The following is a 17,416-nucleotide window of genomic DNA, read 5'->3' on the forward strand; positions in this document are numbered from 1 at the left end:
GTGGCGGTCAGTCCTTCTCGTCCGGGTCGGGTTTTGCTCTCCCCTGGCGCAAGTCGGCCCAGTGGGCGAGACGCTCGCCGATCAGCTTCTCGTAGCCCCGCGCGGTCGGCCGGTAGTAGCGCTTGCCGCGCAGGGCGTCGGGGAGATGATCCTGGGGCGCGATCCCCTCGGCATGGTCATGGGCGTACTGGTACCCCTTGTGGTAGCCGAGCTCCTTCATCAGCCGGGTCGGGGCGTTGCGGATATGCAGCGGCACCGGCAGCGCGCCGCTCTTGCGCACCTCGGCCAGCGCCTGGTCGATGCCGAGGTAGCTGGCGTTGCTCTTCGGTGCGGTGGCGAGGTAGGTGACCCCCTGGGCGAGATTGATGCGTGCCTCGGGCAGGCCGACGAAGTGGACTGCCTGCTGCACCGCCAGGGCGATCTGCAGCGCCCGCGGGTCGGCGTTGCCGACATCCTCGGAAGCGAAGACCACCATCCGCCGCACGATGAAGAGAGGGTCTTCCCCCGCCTCTAGCATCCGCGCCAGCCAGTAGAGGGCGGCGTCGGGGTCGGAACCGCGCAGGCTCTTGATGAAGGCGGAAATGACGTTGTAGTGCTCCTCTCCCCCCTTGTCGTAGAGGAGGGCCTTCTTTTGCAGCGCCTGCTGGGCATCCGCCAGCTCGATGCGCTCCTCGCGGCTGGCGGCCGCCGCCACCTCCAGGGCGCCGAGAGCGATGCGGGCGTCGCCATCGGCCTGGGCGGCGATGAAGGCGAGGGCATCGTCCGCGACCTGCAGCTCTTTCGCGATGAGGCCGCGCGGGTCGGTCAGGGCCCGTTGCAGCAGCAGGAGAATCTCCTCGGGGGCGAGGGGCTCAAGGACGAAGACCCGCGAGCGCGACAGCAGCGCCGAGTTGATCTCAAAGCTCGGATTTTCGGTGGTGGCGCCGATGAGGATGATGTCGCCGCTTTCGACGAAGGGGAGGAAGGCGTCCTGCTGGGCCTTGTTGAAGCGGTGAATTTCGTCGACGAAGAGGAGGGTGCGGCGGCCGTGGTAGGCCTTTTCCTCCTTCGCCCGGGCGACGATCTCGCGCACCTCCTTGACTCCCTGGAGGACGGCGGAGAAGAAGACGAAGCGGCTTTTGGTGGTGCCGGCGATGACCCGCGCCAGGGTCGTCTTGCCGGTCCCCGGCGGCCCCCAGAAGATCACCGAGGCGAGCTGGTCGGTCTCAATCAGCCGCCGCAGCAGCTTCCCTTCGCCGAGCAGCTCGCGCTGGCCAACGACTTCGTCGAGGGTGCGCGGGCGCATCCGCTCGGCGAGCGGGGCGTCGGAGGATTCGCTGGCGGCCTGGGTGAAAAGGTCCATTGGTTGTCTCCAGTGAAACGCAGGCTCGACTCTAGCACATGGGGGTGCCGGGCTCAACTGTGTCGCAACCACCGCCCTCATAGCTTCTCTGTGGCAACGGCCGCTGGGTCAAAGACTGAGCTGCGTGTACCTGGGGAGCGCGCCGGCGTCAGTAGTTGTATGGACTCCGTGCCCGAGGTGTGGTAATAACGTGGTGCAATGGACAGGCCGAGGGAGTGGAAAATGCAGCAGGTCGGTATCTATGCAAAAAAACAGCACCCGGACGCTGTTGTCTTTGGCCGCGAGGTGATGGAGTGGCTGCTATCCCGGGGGCTTGAGGTTCTCCTGGAGGAGGATCTGGCCCAGAGCCTGGGGGTGACCCGCGATTATGCCGATAACGAGATTCCGCAGCGGGCCGACCTGATCGTGGTCCTCGGCGGCGACGGCACCCTGATCTCGGTCGCCCGCCACGTCGGTGCCCAGATGAAGCCGATCCTGGGGGTCAATCTCGGCAGCCTCGGTTTTTTGACCGAGATCACCCGGGATGAGACCTTCGCCACTCTCGAGCGCGTCCTGCAGGGGGATTTTCGGGTCTCCCGGCGGCTGATGCTCGATGTGGTGGTTCGCCGCCAGGGGGACGAAATTGCCCGCTACGCGGTCCTGAATGACGCCGTCATCAACAAGGGGGCTCTGGCCCGGATTATCGATATGGCGGTCTGGGTCGATGACGTCTACCTGACAACCTTCAAGGCCGACGGCCTGATCGTTGCCACGCCGACCGGGTCGACCGCCTACAACCTGGCCGCAGGCGGGCCGATTATCGACCCGGGCGTCGCCTGCCTGGTCATCTCGCCGATCTGTCCGCACATGCTGAGCAATCGGCCACTGATCGTCTCGAGCGAAGCGGTGATCCGCATTGAAGTCAAGTTCCAGGATCAGCACGTGGTTCTCACCGCCGATGGCCAGGTCGGGATGCAGCTGCAGGGGGGGGATCTGGTCGAACTGCGCCAGGCCCGGGAGCGTACCCTGCTGATTCAAAGTCCGACCCGGGATTATTTCGAGGTCTTGCGCACCAAGCTGCGCTGGGGGGAGAGATAGTGCTGAGTGCTGAGTGCTCCTCTTTTATCGGCCACCAATAACCAATCGGTCTTGTCACCATGCTCGTCGAACTGCAGATCCGCAATCTCGCCATCATCGACCAGCTACAGGTCCAGTTTGCCGCCGGGTTCAACGTCCTGACCGGCGAGACCGGCGCTGGCAAGTCGATCATTATCGATGCGGTCGGTCTGCTGCTCGGTGACCGGGCGCGGCCGGAACTGATTCGCAACGGCGCCGATGAGGCGAGTGTCGAGGCCCTGCTCGATCTCTCCGGGCAGACCGGGCTGCAGCAGGAATTGCAGCAGGCCGGGTTCGACGGCGAGGGGGAGCTGCTGGTGCGACGGGTCGTCTCCCGCGCCGGCAAAAACCGGGTTTACGTCAACGGCTCGCTGGCCACGCTGGCCCAGTTGCAGGCCTTCAGCGGACAGCTGGTGACGATCTACGGTCAGCACGAGCACCAGACCCTGCAGCGGGGCGAGACCCACCTCGCCCTGCTGGACAGCTTCGCCGGCCACGGGCCGCTTCTTCTCGATTATGCCACCCACTATGCAGCGCATCGCCAGCTGCAGCAGCGGCTGGACGGGCTGGAGGCCGCGGAGCGGGACCGGCAGCAGCGGCTGGAGGTGCTCGCATTCCAGCAGCGGGAGATCGCCGCCGTCGCGCCCGTTCCCGGGGAGGACGAGGAACTGGCCGCCGAACGGCTCCTGCTGCAGCATGCCGAACGGCTGGCCACCGCCGCCAGCGGCGGTTTCGAGACCCTCTACGGTGGTGAAGCCGCCGTTTGTGGCGAACTGGCGCGAGTGGCGGCGGACCTTGAAGGTCTGGCCGCGATCGATCCATTGCTCGGCAGTCTGGGCGAATCGCTGCGCAGCGCCCAGTACAGCGTTGAGGACTGCGCCGCGCAGCTGCGGGACTACCGGCGGCGCATCGAGTTCGAGCCGCAGCGGCAGGAGGAGGTCGAGAGCCGCCTCGCCCAGCTCAGCCAGCTCAAGCGCAAGTATGGGCCAACCATCGCCGCGGTCCTGGAGCATCGTGATCAGGTCGAGCGGGAACTTGCTGAACTCGGTGACCTTGCTGCCACCCGGGAGGAGCTGATGCGGCAGCTCGATGCCGCCGCGGCGGCCTTGCACCAGTCGGGGAAACAGTTGAGCTGTGCCCGCAGTGCCGCCGCAGTGCGCCTGAGCCAGGCGGTCGAGGCGGAACTGGCCGACCTCGCCCTGGCCAAAGCGCGGTTTGTGGTCCAGCTTTTTCCCTTGGCAGCGCCTGGTAGCCAGGGGCTCGAGCGGGTCGAGTTTTATCTCGCGCCCAATCCCGGTGAGGAGCCGAAGCCCCTGGCGCGCATTGCCTCGGGCGGGGAGTTGTCCCGGATCATGCTGGCGCTGCGGCGGGCCGCACCGATGGCCGAAGGGGTGCAAACGCTGATCTTCGACGAGGTCGATGCCGGCGTTGGCGGCGCGGCGGCGACCGCTGTCGGCGAAAAGCTGCGCAAGGTGGCCCGGGGGTTGCAGGTGCTCTGTATTACCCATCTCCCCCAGGTGGCGGCCTTTGCCGATCACCATTTCCGGGTTGAAAAGAGTGAGGTCGAGGGGCGGACAGTGACGACTATCCTCCCCCTCGACGACACCGCGCGGGTCGGGGAAATGGCCCGGATGCTCGGCGGGGCACGGGTTACCGAGCGGACCCTGGAGCACGCCCGGGAATTGATCGGCCAGTCGTGCCGAGCCTGAGACCGGCCCGGCGCCGGCTCGTTAAGATCTTCTGAGGAGTTCGTTCATGGTGCGCAAAGCGCGTATTGCCGATGCCCGGGCGATCCACAAGCTGTTGCTTGGCTATGCCCGCGAAGGGATGATGCTCTCCCGGTCCTTGCCGGATATCTATGAGAACATCCGCGACTTCTATGTATTTGAAGAGAATGGCGAAACCGTCGGCACCGTCTGCCTGCATATCTGCTGGGAGGATCTTGCCGAGGTGCGCAGCCTCGCCGTCTCCGCCGATTGCGAAGGGCGCGGTCTCGGTCGCGAACTGGTTGAGGCCTGCCTGGTCGAGGCCCGGGATCTGGGGATGAAGCGGGTCTTCGCCCTCACCTACAAGCCGGTTTTCTTTGCCAAGCTCGGTTTTCATGAAATTGAAAAATCGGAACTGCCGCAGAAGATCTGGGGCGACTGCATGAAGTGCGCGAAGTTTCCCGAATGTGACGAAATTGCCTTGAGTATTACCCTGTAATCCGCCAAAAGGCGTTAAAAAGCTTGACACTTCCTGGGAAGTTGCCGTATTAATCGCTACGGTGCCAGATTCGGCTTGTGTCATTTCAAGGTGTTGCGGAGGTTTTCGGTCTTGTCTGCCAAAAAGTACACCATCCTGATTATTCCGGAGGGCTCCCATCAGGTCCGCCGGTTCAATCTCCGCCGCAGCGTGCTGCAGTGGCTGGCGGGGGTCAGCGTGGTGTTGCTGGTAACAGTCGGCCTCTTCGCCGTCGATTACTTCCGCAACAATCTCGACCGCCATGAATTTGCCCGCCTGAAGAAAGAGAATCGCAGCCAGCAGATGGAGTTGCAGCGCCTGGTGGCGAGCCTGCAGGATTTGCAGCAGGAGATGGTGGTGCTGGCCCAGAACGATGCCAAGGTCCGCGTCCTGGCCCAACTCTCCAAGCCGCGCAGCGACACCCTCGCCGGGGTGGGCGGACCTCCCGAGGAGGAGGGTTCTGATCGCTTCTCGGCCTTGCAGCAGCAGATCGACGCAGTCCGCCAGGCGATCGACCTGCGCCGCGAAAGCCAGGAGGAGATCCAGGGGTTCCTCAATGACCAGCGCTCGCTGCTCGCGGCCAAGCCCCAGGGGTGGCCGGTCAAGGGGTGGATGACCTCCGGTTTCGGCATGCGCAATTCCCCCTTCACCGGCAAGCGCAAGATGCACGAGGGGCTTGACATCGCCGCTCGCACCGGCACGCCGGTCTATGCCTGTGCCGACGGGATCGTCAGCCAGGCGGAAACGGCGCCCGGCTACGGAAAGCTGGTGGTCATCGATCATGGCTATGGCTACAAAACCTACTACGCTCACAATTCGAAAATCTTCGTCAAGGTCGGGCAGCGCATCAAGCGCGGCGAACGCATTTCGGCGGTCGGGAATACCGGCAGTTCCACCGGTTCCCACGTCCATTACGAAGTCCGGCGCAACGGAGTTCCGCTCAATCCTCGCAAATACCTCTAATCACCACTTTGTCGCGACTGTCTACAAGCCCCGGTTTTCCGGGGCTTTTTTGTTTCTGCCTGGAGAGGTTCGGGTGGCCCTTTCGGACTTGTGGCCGGCTCCGGCTTTGTGCTAAACTTCCAACCTTTGCCGGAGGTTGCCGGCACCCAGCACAGTGACCCGGGGCGGCTGGCTAGCGCCCCTTATCACGGAGTGATATCGATGATCGGAAGTCTGGTCAGAAAAGTTGTCGGCAGCAAAAACGATCGTGAACTCAAACGTCTGCAGCCCATCGTCGCCCGGATCAATGGCCTCGAAGAGACGATGGCGGCCCTTGACGATGCCGGTCTGCGCGGCAAGACCGTCGAATTCCGCGCCCGCCTGGCCGCGGGCGAGACCCTCGACGACCTGCTGCCGGAAGCCTTTGCCGTGGTGCGGGAGGCGGGGAAGCGGGTGCTCGGCATGCGCCACTTCGACGTCCAGCTGATCGGTGGCATGGTCCTTCATTCGGGGAAGATTGCCGAGATGAAGACTGGGGAGGGGAAGACGCTGGTCGCCACCCTGCCATCCTACCTCAATGCCCTCGCCGGCAAAGGGGTCCACGTCGTCACCGTCAATGATTACCTGGCCAAGCGTGACTCCGACTGGATGGGGCAGATCCATCGCTTTCTCGGCCTCACCGTCGGCTGCATCGTCCATGGCCTCACCGATGCGCAGCGCAAGGCGGCCTATGGCTGCGACATCACCTACGGCACCAACAACGAGTTCGGCTTCGACTACCTGCGCGACAACATGAAGTTCGATCTCGCCGACTACGTGCAGCGCGACTTCTTCTTCTCCATCGTCGACGAGGTCGACTCCATCCTCATCGACGAGGCGCGTACCCCGCTGATCATCTCCGGCCCCTCGGAGGCTTCGAGCGAGCTCTACTACACCGTCAACCGCATCATCCCCATGCTCAAGAAGGGGGAGATCATCGAGAACCGGGACGGCAAGCTCGGCCAGACCCAGAAGACCTATACCGGCGATTTCACTGTCGATGAGAAGGCCAAAACCGCGACCCTCACCGAAGAGGGGGTGAGCCGGGTGGAAAAGCTGCTCGGCATCGAAAACCTCTACGAGCCGCGCAACATCGAGACCCTGCACCACGTCAACCAGGCGCTCAAGGCCCATGCCCTGTTCAAGCGCGATGTCGACTACGTGGTCAAGGACGGCGAGGTGATGATCGTCGACGAGTTCACCGGCCGGCTGATGCCCGGGCGGCGCTGGAGCGACGGCCTGCACCAGGCGGTGGAAGCCAAGGAAGGGGTCAAGATCGAGAGCGAGAACCAGACGCTGGCGACCATCACTTTCCAGAACTACTTCCGCATGTACGAAAAACTCTCCGGGATGACCGGTACCGCCGATACCGAGGCGGCCGAGTTTTCCGAGATCTACAAGCTCGAGGTCATGGTCATCCCGACCAACCGGCCGATGGTCCGAATTGACCAGTCCGACGTGATCTACAAGACTGAACGGGAGAAGTTCAAGGCGGCGATCGAAGATATTGTCGAGCGCCACGCCAAGGGGCAGCCGACCCTGGTCGGGACGATCTCCATCGAAAAGTCCGAAGAGCTGTCGGAGATGCTCAAGAAAAGGGGCATCCCGCATACCGTTCTCAATGCCAAGCACCACGAAAAGGAGGCGGAGATCGTCGCCCAGGCCGGCCGCAAGGGGGCGGTGATGATTGCCACCAACATGGCGGGCCGCGGTACCGACATCGTTCTCGGCGGCAACCCCGAGATGCTGGCCCGGCGCGAAGCGGCCACCGCCGAGGATCCGGAAGCTGCCTTCCCGGCGGCGCTCGAAAAGTTCCGTGCCCAATGCGCCGCCGAGAAAGCCGCGGTGCTGGAGGCGGGCGGGCTCTATATCCTCGGCACCGAGCGCCACGAGTCGCGGCGTATCGACAACCAGCTGCGCGGACGTTCCGGGCGTCAGGGGGATCCCGGGGAGAGCCGCTTCTACCTCTCCCTCGAGGATGACCTGCTGCGGATCTTCGGCTCGCACCGCGTCGCCTTCGTCATGGAGAAACTGCGCATCCCCGAAGGGGAACCGATCGAGCACGGCATGATCTCCAAGGCGATCGAGAATGCCCAGAAGAAGGTCGAGGGACACAACTTCGAAATCCGCAAGCACCTCATCGAGTATGATGATGTCATGAACAAGCAGCGCGAGGTGATCTATACCCAGCGCCGCGAAGTGCTCGCCGGGGAGAGCGTTCGCGAAACGGTGACGGGGATCATCAGCGAAGCGATCGAGGACATGGTGGCGACCTTCTGCCCCGAAAAGACCCTGCCGGCCGACTGGAACTGGGATGCCCTGGCCGAGGATTTCCATGGCCAGTTTTCCTTTCCGGTTACTCTCCCCGCCGAACCCGACCGCAGCCTGACCCGGGAGGATCTGGAGGCGGACCTCCGCTCCCAGGTCGAGCGCCGCTTTGCCGAGCGCGAAGAGGAGTTCACCACCCCGGTTCTCGAACACCTGATGAAGGTCCTGCTGCTGGCGAGTAGCGGATCGAACCTGCAATGGAAAGACCATCTCCTTTCCATCGATCATCTCAAGGAGGGGATCGGCCTGCGTGGCTATGGCCAGCGCGATCCCAAGGGGGAGTACAAGCGCGAGGCTTACGAGCTCTTCATGGCGATGATGGGGCGGATTCGCTTCGAGGTGATCAACAAGCTGTTCCGCATCCAGCTCGCCCGCGAGGACGATGTCGAGCGCATGGAGGCGGAACAGCGTAAACGGCGGGTCGTCCTCAACCGGGCCGGCGGGGACGATCAGCCGGCCAAGCCGGTGACCCGCGAGGAGGAGAAGGTCGGGCGCAACGACCCCTGCCCCTGCGGCAGCGGCAAGAAGTACAAGAAGTGCTGTGGGCAGTAGCGTTTCAGCCTTATATCGGGAACGGCAGGGTGGTTCCCCTCGCGAAGCGGAGTGACAGCGATGGACAGGGACGAGCGGATCGAAGTCAAGGGATTCCGGTTTGCCGCGCAGGCGGCGGGATTGAAAAAGTCGGGGAAGCTCGACCTGGGACTGATCGTTTCGGCGGTGCCGGCAACGAGCGCCGGGGTCTTCACCACCAACAAGGTGGTCGCGGCGCCGGTGCTGGTGACCTCACCGCGGGTTCGCTCCGGACAGTGCCAGGCGATCCTCGTCAATAGCGGCAATGCCAACGCCTGCACCGGTGAGGCCGGCCTGCGCGACGCCATCGCCTGTGGCCGCCTCGCGGCGCAGGCACTCGGCATCGCCGAAGAACTGGTGGCGGTCTCTTCCACCGGGGTGATCGGCCAACCGCTGGCGATGGAGCGCTTTACCGCCGGGATTCCGCCCCTGGTCGCCGCGCTGGACGACTCCGGTGCGGCAGCGGTTGCCACGGCGATCATGACCACCGATTCCTTTCCCAAGCTGGTCGCCGCCCGGGGCTCTGCCGGCGAGCGGGACTACACCCTGCTTGCCCTTGCCAAGGGCGCGGGGATGATCCATCCGAACATGGCGACCATGCTCGCTTTTGTCCTCACCGATGCCAAAGTGGCGCCCGACTTCCTCGACCAGGCGCTGCGTCGCGCGGTCGATGGCTCTTTCAACAGCATCACCGTCGATCGCGATACCTCGACTAACGACATGGTCCTGATCCTCGCCAACGGCATGGCCGAGACGCCGGAGATCGTCGCCGGAACGCCGGAGGCGGCGGAATTCCAGCATCTGCTCGACGAGATCCTGCTCGACCTGGCGAAGATGATCGTGCGCGACGGCGAGGGGGCGACCAAGCTGGTCCGGATCCACCTGCAGGGTGCCCGGGACGCGGCCCAGGCCCGTCAGGCCGCGGTGGCCGTCGCCACCTCCAGCCTGGTCAAGACCGCTTTTTTCGGCGAGGATGCCAACTGGGGGCGGATCATCGCCGCGGTCGGCTACTCGGGGGCGGAGGTTGATCCCGACCGGGTCGCGATCCGCTTCGACCAGGTTGCTGTTGTCGAAAATGGACTCGGTACCGGCAAGGAACTCGAAGCGGAGGCGACCAGGGTTCTCAAACAGCCCGAGTTTACCGTCACCGTCGATCTTCAGCTTGGCGACGGCAGCGCTGATTACTACACCTCGGATCTGACCTACGACTACGTCAAGATCAACGCGTCCTACCGCACCTGAGCCCGCATCTGGAACCATGACTTCCCCCGCGCCCTTCATCGATCATACCCTGCTTCAAGCGGTTGCAACGACAGCGGATATCCACCGCCTCTGCGAAGAGGCGGTGGAGTACGGTTTTGCTGCGGTCTGCATTCCCCCCGTCTACGTGACCCAGGCGGCGGATCTCCTGTACGGTTCCGGGGTCGCGGTGGCGACGGTGGTCGGATTTCCCCTCGGCTACCAGCCGCCAGCCCAGAAGGCGGCGGAAGCCGCCGCGGCTGTGAGCGCCGGCGCCGGCGAGATCGACATGGTGATTCACCTCGGCGCCGTTCGCGAGGGGCGCTTCGACGCCGTGACTGAAGAGATCCGGCAGGTGGTCCGCGCCGCCCGCGGCGCCGTCGTCAAGGTGATCATCGAGTGCTGCTACCTGGGCGACGATCAGAAACGGACCCTGGTCGATTGCGTGGTGGCGGGCGGGGCCGCCTATGTCAAGACCTCGACCGGCTTCGGCAGCGGCGGGGCAACTCTGGACGATGTCCGGTTGCTGGTGACTGCCGCCGCCGGCCGGATCCAGGTCAAGGCTGCCGGCGGAATTCGCGACTGGTCCGCTTGTCAGCCCCTGCTCGCTGCCGGGGCGACCCGCATCGGCACCAGTGCCGGGATAGCCATCGTGGCCGGTTGGCAGGCCAGCCTGGGAGGGTGCCAGTGACCCACCCTTCCCGGGCCGTGCTGATTACCCTCGACGGCGTCGGCATCGGGGCCCTTCCGGATGCGGCGGCCTACGGTGACGCCGGGGCCAATACGCTGCAGCATGTCGCCGCCGCCTGTGGCGGCCTCTATCTCCCCCACCTGCAGTCGCTGGGACTTGGCAATCTCCTCGATCTTCCTGGGGTGCCGCCTGTTGCAGCGCCCCGGGCCGGCTTCGGCCGCATGCTGGAACAGTCGGCCGGGAAGGATACGACTACGGGCCACTGGGAGCTGGCAGGCATTATCCAGCCGCAGCCCTTTCCGACCTACCCCGACGGTTTCCCTCCAGATATTATCGCCGCCTTCCGCCGCGCGACCGGTCTCGACCCCCTGGGCAATTGCGCCGCCAGCGGTACCGAAATCCTGCAGCGCCTCGGCGAGGAGCACCTGCGCAGTGGCCGGCCGATCGTTTATACCAGCGCCGATTCGGTCTTCCAGATCGCTGCCCACGAAGCGGTGATCCCGCCGCCGCAGCTCTATGAAATCTGCCGTGTGGCGCGCAGGATCCTCGACCCCTACCGGATTGGACGGGTGATCGCCCGCCCCTTCCGCGGCGACAAAGCTGTAACCTTCCAGCGCACTGCCGGGCGCCGCGACTTTTCGCTGCCGCCTGGTGACGAAACACTCCTCGACCGTTTGCAGGCGGCCGGTCTGCCGGTCTTGGGGATCGGGAAGATTTCGGACATCTTTGCCGGGCGGGGGATCAGCGAGGGGCAGCCCAGCAAGGGGAATGCCGACGGCATGGGAAAAACCCTGGCTGCCCTCGACCGGTGCCAGGGTGGCCTGATCTTTACCAATCTGGTCGATTTCGACATGCTCTACGGCCATCGCCAGGATGCGGCCGGTTTTGGCCAGGCGCTGGAAGCTTTTGATCGCTGGTTGCCGGAACTGTTGGGACGACTGGAGCGCGGGGATTTGCTGCTGCTGACCGCCGACCATGGCTGCGACCCGACCACTCCGGGAACCGACCACAGCCGCGAGGCGGTACCGGTACTGGCCTGGGGACTCGGGATGGTGGCTGGTGTGCCTCTCGGGGTGCGGGAAAGTTTTGCCGATGTCGCCGCGACTCTCGATGAATTCTTTACGGTTGGCCGGGGGGGAGGGGAGAGCTTTCTGGCCGAGCTGGCGGGGTGTGGGCTGGTAGTTTGAAGTGCGCCTAGGGCCTGTCTGCCGGCGTACCGCGTAGGCTCAAATCACGATGACTGTGAACCTGGAGTTGGGCGAGGTCAAAATGCCGCGGCCCTTCATGGCTCTCGGCGAGCTCTTCGAGAACCCGGCTTTCGATGAAGTCCTGGATGGTTTGCGCCGTCTCCGGGGCGATGTCGGTAAATTCAATGCCGACGCCCTGGAGATAGTTGTTTTCAGGCCCCGGTTTGACCCGGTAAAGGACCCTGCCGGCAACCTCGATTTCGGTCTGCATGCCGAGCAGAGGAAAGATCACCGAAAGTTGTTCGAGGTTGTCGACCCGGCATCCGGTTTTGATGAAGAGGCCATAGGCGCTCAGGCTCAAAACTTCGGCCATCACCGGTGCGCCGCCACTGTAGAACATGCCGGGAAGTTGGATTTTCAGGCGCAGGTTGCGGCGCGGGGTACTTTCCAGGCGGTCCTGGATCAGGGTGAAGAGTCGGAAGATGTCGAGGGGGACTGTCATCGTTTCGTGGGGAGGTAAGTTGTCGTCCCGCTCTTCGTCATCGGTGAGAACCAGCAGCGGAAGCTGTCGCTCCCGGACCTGGTCCGTTACCTGCGCAGTAAAGGGGGCGTTTTTACTCGTCAACAGGTTGCTGCCGAGGATGACCAGGTCGGGAGGGACTTCGGCCAGGAACCGGGACAGCGGCTCGGGTTGGCAGGACGCCATCACGCGGTAACCCCAATGCTTGAGGATCATCTCGATGGTGGCCACAAGTTTTTCCCGGCGGTCGCCGAGCAGAATCCGTTTCATGGTGTATTCCCGGGTACTTTTCAGCCCGCCAAATGTACGGTATCCTAATGGCCGGGTCAAGGGCAATCGTAGCCCGGGACCGGCCCGGCCTTGCCCACCCGTAACTTACGACACCAACCGAGGAGAAGACGTCATGCGCCTGTTGCCGCTGTTGTTGATCGCCATCCTGCTGGCCGGAAGTTTCCCCGCGACTGCCCTTTCCAGTGTGACCGTGGCCGAAGGGGTGATTGCCACCCAGGTGGTCGATCGTAACCCGGTCGCCGTCGCCGAGATCTTTCCGCCTACGGTAGGCACCCTCTATTGCTATACCCGACTGGTCGGAGCTACCGATGCGACGGCGGTGACCCATGTCTGGTTCCGCGGAGATGAAGAGATGGCCCGGGTTGAACTGCCGGTCCACTCCGGGAACTGGCGGACCTGGAGTTCCAAGCAGATCCTCCCGGCCTGGACCGGGGCCTGGCGGGTTGAGGTGCGGGATGCCGGTGGAACGGTGCTGCAGGTTCTCCCCTTCACCATTCAGTAGCCGAAAGGAGGGGAGCCGCCTCCCGCGAACGATCCATCAAAAAGGCCGCCCGGGGTTACCCGGGCGGCCTTTTTGATGGATCGTGCAAAGCGGCAATACTATTTCTTTTTCTTGGTTTTGCCCCGCGCCGCCCGCGCCTTGGCGAGGTTTTCACCGAGGCCGCGATCGACCGCCATCTGCCGGCGGCTTTCCGAATAGGCCCGCGCTGCCCAGCGGCTGGGTACGGGGGATGTCAAACTGCTTGCGGTACTCGCCCGGCTTGAGGTCGTGGGCGGTCTTCAGGTGGCGCGCCAGGGTCTTCATCTCTTTGCCGCAGAGCATGCAGGTGATCTTGTCTTTGCCGAATGCCTTTTTGCGCGTAATGGTGGGCATTGTCGGCTCTTCAGTGGTCTGTTCGGGTAGGGACTCGCCCTTCTCGATGGCTGCAAGGCCTTTATGCCGAAATACTACCAGAAGTTCCTCCTTCGACATGGTGGATGAAGCGGCCATCGACAAAACGATTTCAGTAGCCATTTTCAGAAGTGATGCCATTGAATATCCTCCTTGGTCTGTTTGTTATGCGGGGAAGCTGCTGTTGTAGAGTTCATTCTATTACAATAATTCTTGGATAAATCAATAATAAAAGTAAAAATTCAAAAAATTTTGTACCGGTTTTATCAAACTCACCCAGATGTTTTCTGTTATCTGCTGCAGAAAAAGTTTGTAGGGGGATAATCCTGACAGGTAAGTATGCGTGAAATTTTGATGAACCAAGGGGGGTTTTTTTTACTTTTGACTTTCAAAGGTGATTGAAGGAGAGCTTGCGGGTGTTTTCATTGTCGTGATCCGGTGTTTATGGCTGTGGTGCTCCGGTGTTTTGATTTGCAACAATGAAATGGGGTAGGGTATAGAGTAGCAGCATCGCAGGCAATCAAGGCAATATGCTCCGGACTTTATGAATATCCGCGAGCGTAGAAGATCGTGAACGCCAGTTTCTTGCCCCCTGGGCCGCCCTGAGCAGCGCCAGCAGCGGTCGGGCTCGCCCGGAACCGCCCTGTCCCATTCGTACCGTCTTTCAGCACGATCGCGACCGGATCCTGCATTGCAAGGCCTTTCGACGTCTGAAATACAAGACCCAGGTCTTTCTTGCCCCGGAAGGGGATCACTATCGGACCCGGCTGACCCATACTCTCGAAGTTGCGCAAATTGCCAGAACGGTCGCCCGGGCCTTGGCCCTGAACGAAGACCTCACCGAAGCGATCGCCTTGGGGCATGATCTTGGTCACACGCCCTTTGGTCACGCCGGTGAGCGGGTCCTCGATTCCTTGGTGCCGGGCGGGTTCCGCCACGTTCGCCAGAGTGGCCGGGTCGTCAGCGTCCTGGAACGGGAAGGGCCGGCTGAATCTGACCGCCGAGGTTCTGGATGGTCTGTTCGCAGAGGCGTTTTCCAAGGGGCGTGGACCGCTGCAGAAGGTCTACCGAGACCCTTGCCTTAACCATGGAGGGGCGGGTGGTGCGCCTTGCCGACATCATCGCCTATGTCAACCACGATCTGGATGATGCCGTTCGTGCCGGCCTGGTCAGCCCCGCGCTGGTTCCGGAAGTGATTACACGAGTGCTCGGACTGGATCATGGACGCCGGATCAATACCATGGTTCTCGACATGATTGAGGCCTCTCTTGGCTGTGGCGGCGCAGACGTCCGGCTCACCGAGCCCGTGGCCGAAGCGATCGTGGCCCTGCGCAGCTGGCTCTTTGAGCATGTCTACCAGGTGCGGAGTGTGCATGAGGATTTTGAAAAGGCATCGCGCATTCTGCAGGAACTCTTCAGCTTTTTCATGGATCATCCCGAGGCGCTGGAGCAGCATGGGGGACGATTTCTGGACGGAGATCCCCGGGAAGTTTCGGTGGCCGATTTTATCGCCGGAATGACGGACCGCTTTGCCATGAATCTCTATCAGCGACTGTTTCTTCCCCAGACCTGGAAGATCTTTTAACTTGGCATAACTTCTCGGTTTTTCTCTTTCAGAAGGCTTGACACTCCGGCTTTGGCTATGCTACTTTTGATGCCGGTTTGCCGCTTGCGGGAGTGGCTTGATGCTGAGCCAGGATTCGGGCATGACCGACTCTGCTGAAATGAACCTGGTATTTCGTCTGGGCGGGATCGGCTTTGTGCTGCCGATCGATGACCTGGTGGAGATTCGCGAAGCAACGCCGGAGACACCTGCTGCCGTTGCCGGTGATGAGTCTTTGCTGGTTGATTTGCGCCGCCCATTAGGGTTGAGCCAAGCGAATACCGATGCTGGCGCCCGCGTTGTTCTCTGTGGCAATCCGCAGCCGTGGATATTGTATGTTGAACATATCGACGGCATCTTTCCGGCCAGCGAATTTGAACATCGCCCCTTGCCGGAGCTGTTGTGGCGGGATGTTCTTCCCACCTTTCAGCGACTGGCGCTCTGGCGGGGTGAGGTGCTGCAAGCCTGCCGTGCCCCGCAACTTGAACAATTCAGGGGCGAAGCGTGACCCCCCGCCTGGTTCTGCTTCGGCTTGGGGAGAAGCAGTTTGCGCTGTCGCTGGAGAATGTCTGGCATATCCTGCTGGCACCGCGGCTTTTCCCACTGGCATTGATACGGCCAGGATTCAAGGGGGTTTTTCTCCATCAGGGCGACGTCCTGCCCCTCCTGGATTTGCCGGGACTGCTGTCGGTTCGGTTCCGGGGAGGGATGCCCCTATGTCATGGTTTGCGGGAGCGAGTTCGGTCCCTTCGGGTTTCCGGTCGACCAGATTCTGCAGATTGTCGAATGCCGATTGGGCACCTTGGGTGAATGTGAACCGGAGAGCGACCGCTTTTCGGCGGAAAAGAGTTTTGTCTACAACGGGAACACGTATCCGCTGCTCGACCTTGGAGCATTGCTGGCGACTCTTCCCCGTTAGCTTTTGCATGCCCCTTTTGCGGGCAAGGAGGCCTGGATGAGCAAGAAACTGTTGTTGGCCGACGACAGTATCACGATTCAAAAGGTCATCGGCATCACCTTTGCCAACGAAGACTACGAACTGACAGTCGTCGATAATGGTGATACCGCTCTGGCGAAGGCCCGGGAGATTCATCCCGACCTGATCCTTGCTGATGTCTTTATGCCGGGCAAGAACGGTTACGATCTCTGCTCCGCTATCAAACAGGATCCCGACCTCAAGGGGGTTCCGGTGCTGCTCCTGAGCGGCACCTTCGAACCGTTTGACGAGGAGAAGGCGCGCAGTTGCGGCGCCGAAAGCTGGATCGCCAAGCCTTTCGAGTCCCAGGCCCTGATCGATCGGGTCGAGCAGCTCCTCAGTGCCGTACCGGCTCCGGCGGCTACTCCGCCCGTGGCTCCCTCCCCCCCGCCGGAAACGCCAGCCGCCGTAGCGGCAGCTCCTCCTCCCGCCGAGGAAGTGTCGGCTGGTTCCGACTGGGAGGATTTTGACGCGCCCGAAGTCGCGACAGCCGTCGAGGTCGCCGCTACCGAGGGTCCTGCTGCGCCCGTTGACGATCCCTGGGGGTCCATCGCTTTTGAGGAGGACGACCTCCAGCCGGCGGCTCCGGAACTCGAAGAGGAATTTCTGTTCGAAGAGGAAGACCTTTTCGCCGAGCCGGTGGCAGCCGAGACGGCAGCTCCTGCCCCGGCAGCCACGCCTGCTCCCCCGGCAGCCACCGTGGTCGCCAAGCCCGCGGAGCCCGACTGGGGCGATCTCGAGGAAGAAATTCTGCCCCTCGACGAGAGCGATATCCTCGACGCCGAAGAGCTCACTGACGAGGAAAACGAGGAGTTCACCAGCGCGGTTGAAGAGGCGGTGGAGCAGGCCACCGAGGGGACTTCCGCGGAGGAAGAGTTTTTCTTCGAAGAAGAGTCGTTGGAGCAGGCCGCCGAGGCTCTGGAGATTGAGGACCCCTTCGCCGACGAGCCCGATACCGCCATGGCGGCTGCCTCCGAAGCATGGGAGTTCCCGGCTGAGGAAACGACCGAAACTGCCGAGCCGGCGGCGGCCGAGAGCGACGACTGGGCCTTCGATCTCGCGGAAGAGCCGGAACCGGAGCCCGTCGTTCCGCCGGCAGTTACGGTGGCGGCACCGGAAGTGCCGAAGACCCCTGCCGCTGAGCCTGTTGCGGAACCTGCACCGGTCGGTGTGGAGGAGCGCGTCGCCTCCCTCTCCGAGGCCGACCTGGAGAAGATCGTTGCCAAGGTCGCCGGTGCCGTCGTCGAGCGTCTTGCCGGCAGCATCCTGGAGAAGATAGCCTGGGAGGTGGTGCCCGACCTGGCCGAGGCGCTGATCCGTGACGAAATTCGCAAAATCAAGAAAAAAACGGCCTGAAGCGAGGGCCAGACAATGGCGTTGACTGAAGAAATGGGGATTGCTAAAATCCCCATTTCCTTTTCTGGGCCGGCGGACGGCTCCTAGCGACTCTTTTGTGGTCAAGGACTGTGACTTACATG

At 62.7% G+C, this 17,416-nt stretch carries 19 protein-coding genes; 15 read left to right on the forward strand and 4 right to left on the reverse strand.

The genetic code is table 11. From position 1 onward, the window contains the following. Positions 1–7: 7 nt before the first annotated feature. Positions 8–1,342: a replication-associated recombination protein A gene (locus ACYQ8E_RS17215; protein ID WP_066727916.1), complete on the reverse strand. Its 1,335-nt coding sequence runs from the start codon at positions 1,340–1,342 to the stop codon at positions 8–10. Positions 1,343–1,564: 222 nt separating this feature from the next. Between ACYQ8E_RS17215 and ACYQ8E_RS17220 the strand changes: the two genes are divergently transcribed. The 8 genes from ACYQ8E_RS17220 (at position 1,565) to ACYQ8E_RS17255 (ending at position 11,656) form a co-directional block, all read left to right on the forward strand. Then, positions 1,565–2,419: an NAD(+)/NADH kinase gene (locus tag ACYQ8E_RS17220; RefSeq protein WP_066727915.1), complete on the forward strand. Its 855-nt coding sequence runs from the start codon at positions 1,565–1,567 to the stop codon at positions 2,417–2,419. A gap of 59 nt (positions 2,420–2,478) precedes the next feature. Next, positions 2,479–4,146 (forward strand): DNA repair protein RecN, encoded by a 1,668-nt coding sequence (gene recN, locus ACYQ8E_RS17225; RefSeq protein ID WP_459861551.1) that lies wholly within the window; start codon positions 2,479–2,481, stop codon positions 4,144–4,146. Positions 4,147–4,192: 46 nt separating this feature from the next. Continuing rightward, entirely contained in the window at positions 4,193–4,642 is a 450-nt protein-coding gene (locus tag ACYQ8E_RS17230; RefSeq protein WP_459861553.1) for an N-acetyltransferase, read from the forward strand. Positions 4,643–4,753: 111 nt separating this feature from the next. Continuing rightward, positions 4,754–5,623, forward strand: coding sequence for a M23 family metallopeptidase (locus tag ACYQ8E_RS17235; RefSeq protein ID WP_459861555.1), 870 nt, complete (start codon positions 4,754–4,756; stop codon positions 5,621–5,623). Between the two features lie 201 nt (positions 5,624–5,824). Further along, the gene (gene secA / locus ACYQ8E_RS17240) at positions 5,825–8,521 is read left to right on the forward strand and encodes a preprotein translocase subunit SecA (RefSeq protein ID WP_459861557.1); all 2,697 of its coding nucleotides are present in this window, start codon (positions 5,825–5,827) and stop codon (positions 8,519–8,521) included. A 78-nt stretch (positions 8,522–8,599) separates the two neighbouring features. Continuing rightward, entirely contained in the window at positions 8,600–9,781 is a 1,182-nt protein-coding gene (gene argJ, locus ACYQ8E_RS17245) for a bifunctional glutamate N-acetyltransferase/amino-acid acetyltransferase ArgJ (protein WP_066729849.1), read from the forward strand. A gap of 16 nt (positions 9,782–9,797) precedes the next feature. Continuing rightward, a complete protein-coding gene (gene deoC / locus ACYQ8E_RS17250; RefSeq protein WP_066727910.1) occupies positions 9,798–10,469 on the forward strand; it encodes a deoxyribose-phosphate aldolase in 672 nt (223 codons plus the stop codon). Then, the gene (locus ACYQ8E_RS17255) at positions 10,466–11,656 is read left to right on the forward strand and encodes a phosphopentomutase (protein ID WP_066727909.1); all 1,191 of its coding nucleotides are present in this window, start codon (positions 10,466–10,468) and stop codon (positions 11,654–11,656) included. Before deoC ends, ACYQ8E_RS17255 begins: the two co-directional genes overlap by 4 nt. A 7-nt stretch (positions 11,657–11,663) precedes the next feature. On the opposite strand, the gene ACYQ8E_RS17260 is transcribed toward ACYQ8E_RS17255, so the two are convergent. After that, entirely contained in the window at positions 11,664–12,446 is a 783-nt protein-coding gene (locus ACYQ8E_RS17260; RefSeq protein ID WP_066727908.1) for a PilZ domain-containing protein, read from the reverse strand. Positions 12,447–12,579: 133 nt separating this feature from the next. Between ACYQ8E_RS17260 and ACYQ8E_RS17265 the strand changes: the two genes are divergently transcribed. Beyond that, positions 12,580–12,969 (forward strand): DUF2914 domain-containing protein, encoded by a 390-nt coding sequence (locus ACYQ8E_RS17265; protein WP_459861560.1) that lies wholly within the window; start codon positions 12,580–12,582, stop codon positions 12,967–12,969. 150 nt (positions 12,970–13,119) lie between these two features. Here ACYQ8E_RS17265 and ACYQ8E_RS17270 read toward each other — a convergent pair whose 3' ends face one another. Both ACYQ8E_RS17270 and ACYQ8E_RS17275 read right to left on the reverse strand, forming a co-directional pair. Then, positions 13,120–13,500, reverse strand: coding sequence for a MucR family transcriptional regulator (locus tag ACYQ8E_RS17270; protein WP_459861562.1), 381 nt, complete (start codon positions 13,498–13,500; stop codon positions 13,120–13,122). A 401-nt stretch (positions 13,501–13,901) separates the two neighbouring features. Further along, positions 13,902–14,234, reverse strand: coding sequence for a hypothetical protein (locus ACYQ8E_RS17275; RefSeq protein ID WP_459861606.1), 333 nt, complete (start codon positions 14,232–14,234; stop codon positions 13,902–13,904). On the opposite strand from ACYQ8E_RS17275, the gene ACYQ8E_RS17280 reads away from it, so the two are divergent. The 6 genes from ACYQ8E_RS17280 to ACYQ8E_RS17305 all read left to right on the forward strand — a co-directional run bounded on the left by ACYQ8E_RS17280 (position 14,178) and on the right by ACYQ8E_RS17305 (position 17,294). Continuing rightward, a complete protein-coding gene (locus tag ACYQ8E_RS17280) occupies positions 14,178–14,444 on the forward strand; it encodes a hypothetical protein (protein ID WP_459861564.1) in 267 nt (88 codons plus the stop codon). The two genes, ACYQ8E_RS17275 and ACYQ8E_RS17280, sit on opposite strands and share 57 nt — an antisense overlap. Before the next feature lie 14 nt (positions 14,445–14,458). Further along, positions 14,459–14,944, forward strand: a complete 486-nt coding sequence (locus tag ACYQ8E_RS17285) for a deoxyguanosinetriphosphate triphosphohydrolase family protein (protein WP_459861566.1) — start codon at positions 14,459–14,461, stop codon at positions 14,942–14,944. Between the two features lie 100 nt (positions 14,945–15,044). Further along, positions 15,045–15,470: a chemotaxis protein CheW gene (locus ACYQ8E_RS17290; protein ID WP_066727904.1), complete on the forward strand. Its 426-nt coding sequence runs from the start codon at positions 15,045–15,047 to the stop codon at positions 15,468–15,470. Then, positions 15,467–15,772, forward strand: coding sequence for a chemotaxis protein CheW (locus ACYQ8E_RS17295; protein ID WP_459861569.1), 306 nt, complete (start codon positions 15,467–15,469; stop codon positions 15,770–15,772). Before ACYQ8E_RS17290 ends, ACYQ8E_RS17295 begins: the two co-directional genes overlap by 4 nt. Continuing rightward, positions 15,684–15,881, forward strand: a complete 198-nt coding sequence (locus ACYQ8E_RS17300) for a hypothetical protein (protein ID WP_459861608.1) — start codon at positions 15,684–15,686, stop codon at positions 15,879–15,881. Before ACYQ8E_RS17295 ends, ACYQ8E_RS17300 begins: the two co-directional genes overlap by 89 nt. 36 nt (positions 15,882–15,917) lie before the next feature. Then, complete coding sequence (locus ACYQ8E_RS17305) at positions 15,918–17,294, forward strand: response regulator (protein WP_066727902.1); 1,377 nt, start codon at positions 15,918–15,920, stop codon at positions 17,292–17,294. Positions 17,295–17,416: the final 122 nt, after the last annotated feature.

This window comes from Desulfuromonas carbonis (assembly GCF_054658035.1).

Excerpts from the sequence above, each read along its gene's own strand:
- ACYQ8E_RS17290 (WP_066727904.1), top strand. The coding sequence starts at position 15,045 with ATGCTGAGCCAGGATTCGGGCATGACCGACTCTGCTGAAATGAACCTG.
- ACYQ8E_RS17305 (WP_066727902.1), top strand. The coding sequence starts at position 15,918 with ATGAGCAAGAAACTGTTGTTGGCCGACGACAGTATCACGATTCAAAAG.
- ACYQ8E_RS17220 (WP_066727915.1), top strand. The coding sequence starts at position 1,565 with ATGCAGCAGGTCGGTATCTATGCAAAAAAACAGCACCCGGACGCTGTT.
- secA (WP_459861557.1), top strand. The coding sequence starts at position 5,825 with ATGATCGGAAGTCTGGTCAGAAAAGTTGTCGGCAGCAAAAACGATCGT.
- deoC (WP_066727910.1), top strand. The coding sequence starts at position 9,798 with ATGACTTCCCCCGCGCCCTTCATCGATCATACCCTGCTTCAAGCGGTT.
- recN (WP_459861551.1), top strand. The coding sequence starts at position 2,479 with ATGCTCGTCGAACTGCAGATCCGCAATCTCGCCATCATCGACCAGCTA.
- ACYQ8E_RS17230 (WP_459861553.1), top strand. The coding sequence starts at position 4,193 with ATGGTGCGCAAAGCGCGTATTGCCGATGCCCGGGCGATCCACAAGCTG.
- ACYQ8E_RS17265 (WP_459861560.1), top strand. The coding sequence starts at position 12,580 with ATGCGCCTGTTGCCGCTGTTGTTGATCGCCATCCTGCTGGCCGGAAGT.
- ACYQ8E_RS17270 (WP_459861562.1), bottom strand. The coding sequence starts at position 13,500 with ATGGCATCACTTCTGAAAATGGCTACTGAAATCGTTTTGTCGATGGCC.
- ACYQ8E_RS17300 (WP_459861608.1), top strand. The coding sequence starts at position 15,684 with ATGGTTTGCGGGAGCGAGTTCGGTCCCTTCGGGTTTCCGGTCGACCAG.
- ACYQ8E_RS17215 (WP_066727916.1), bottom strand. The coding sequence starts at position 1,342 with ATGGACCTTTTCACCCAGGCCGCCAGCGAATCCTCCGACGCCCCGCTC.
- ACYQ8E_RS17260 (WP_066727908.1), bottom strand. The coding sequence starts at position 12,446 with ATGAAACGGATTCTGCTCGGCGACCGCCGGGAAAAACTTGTGGCCACC.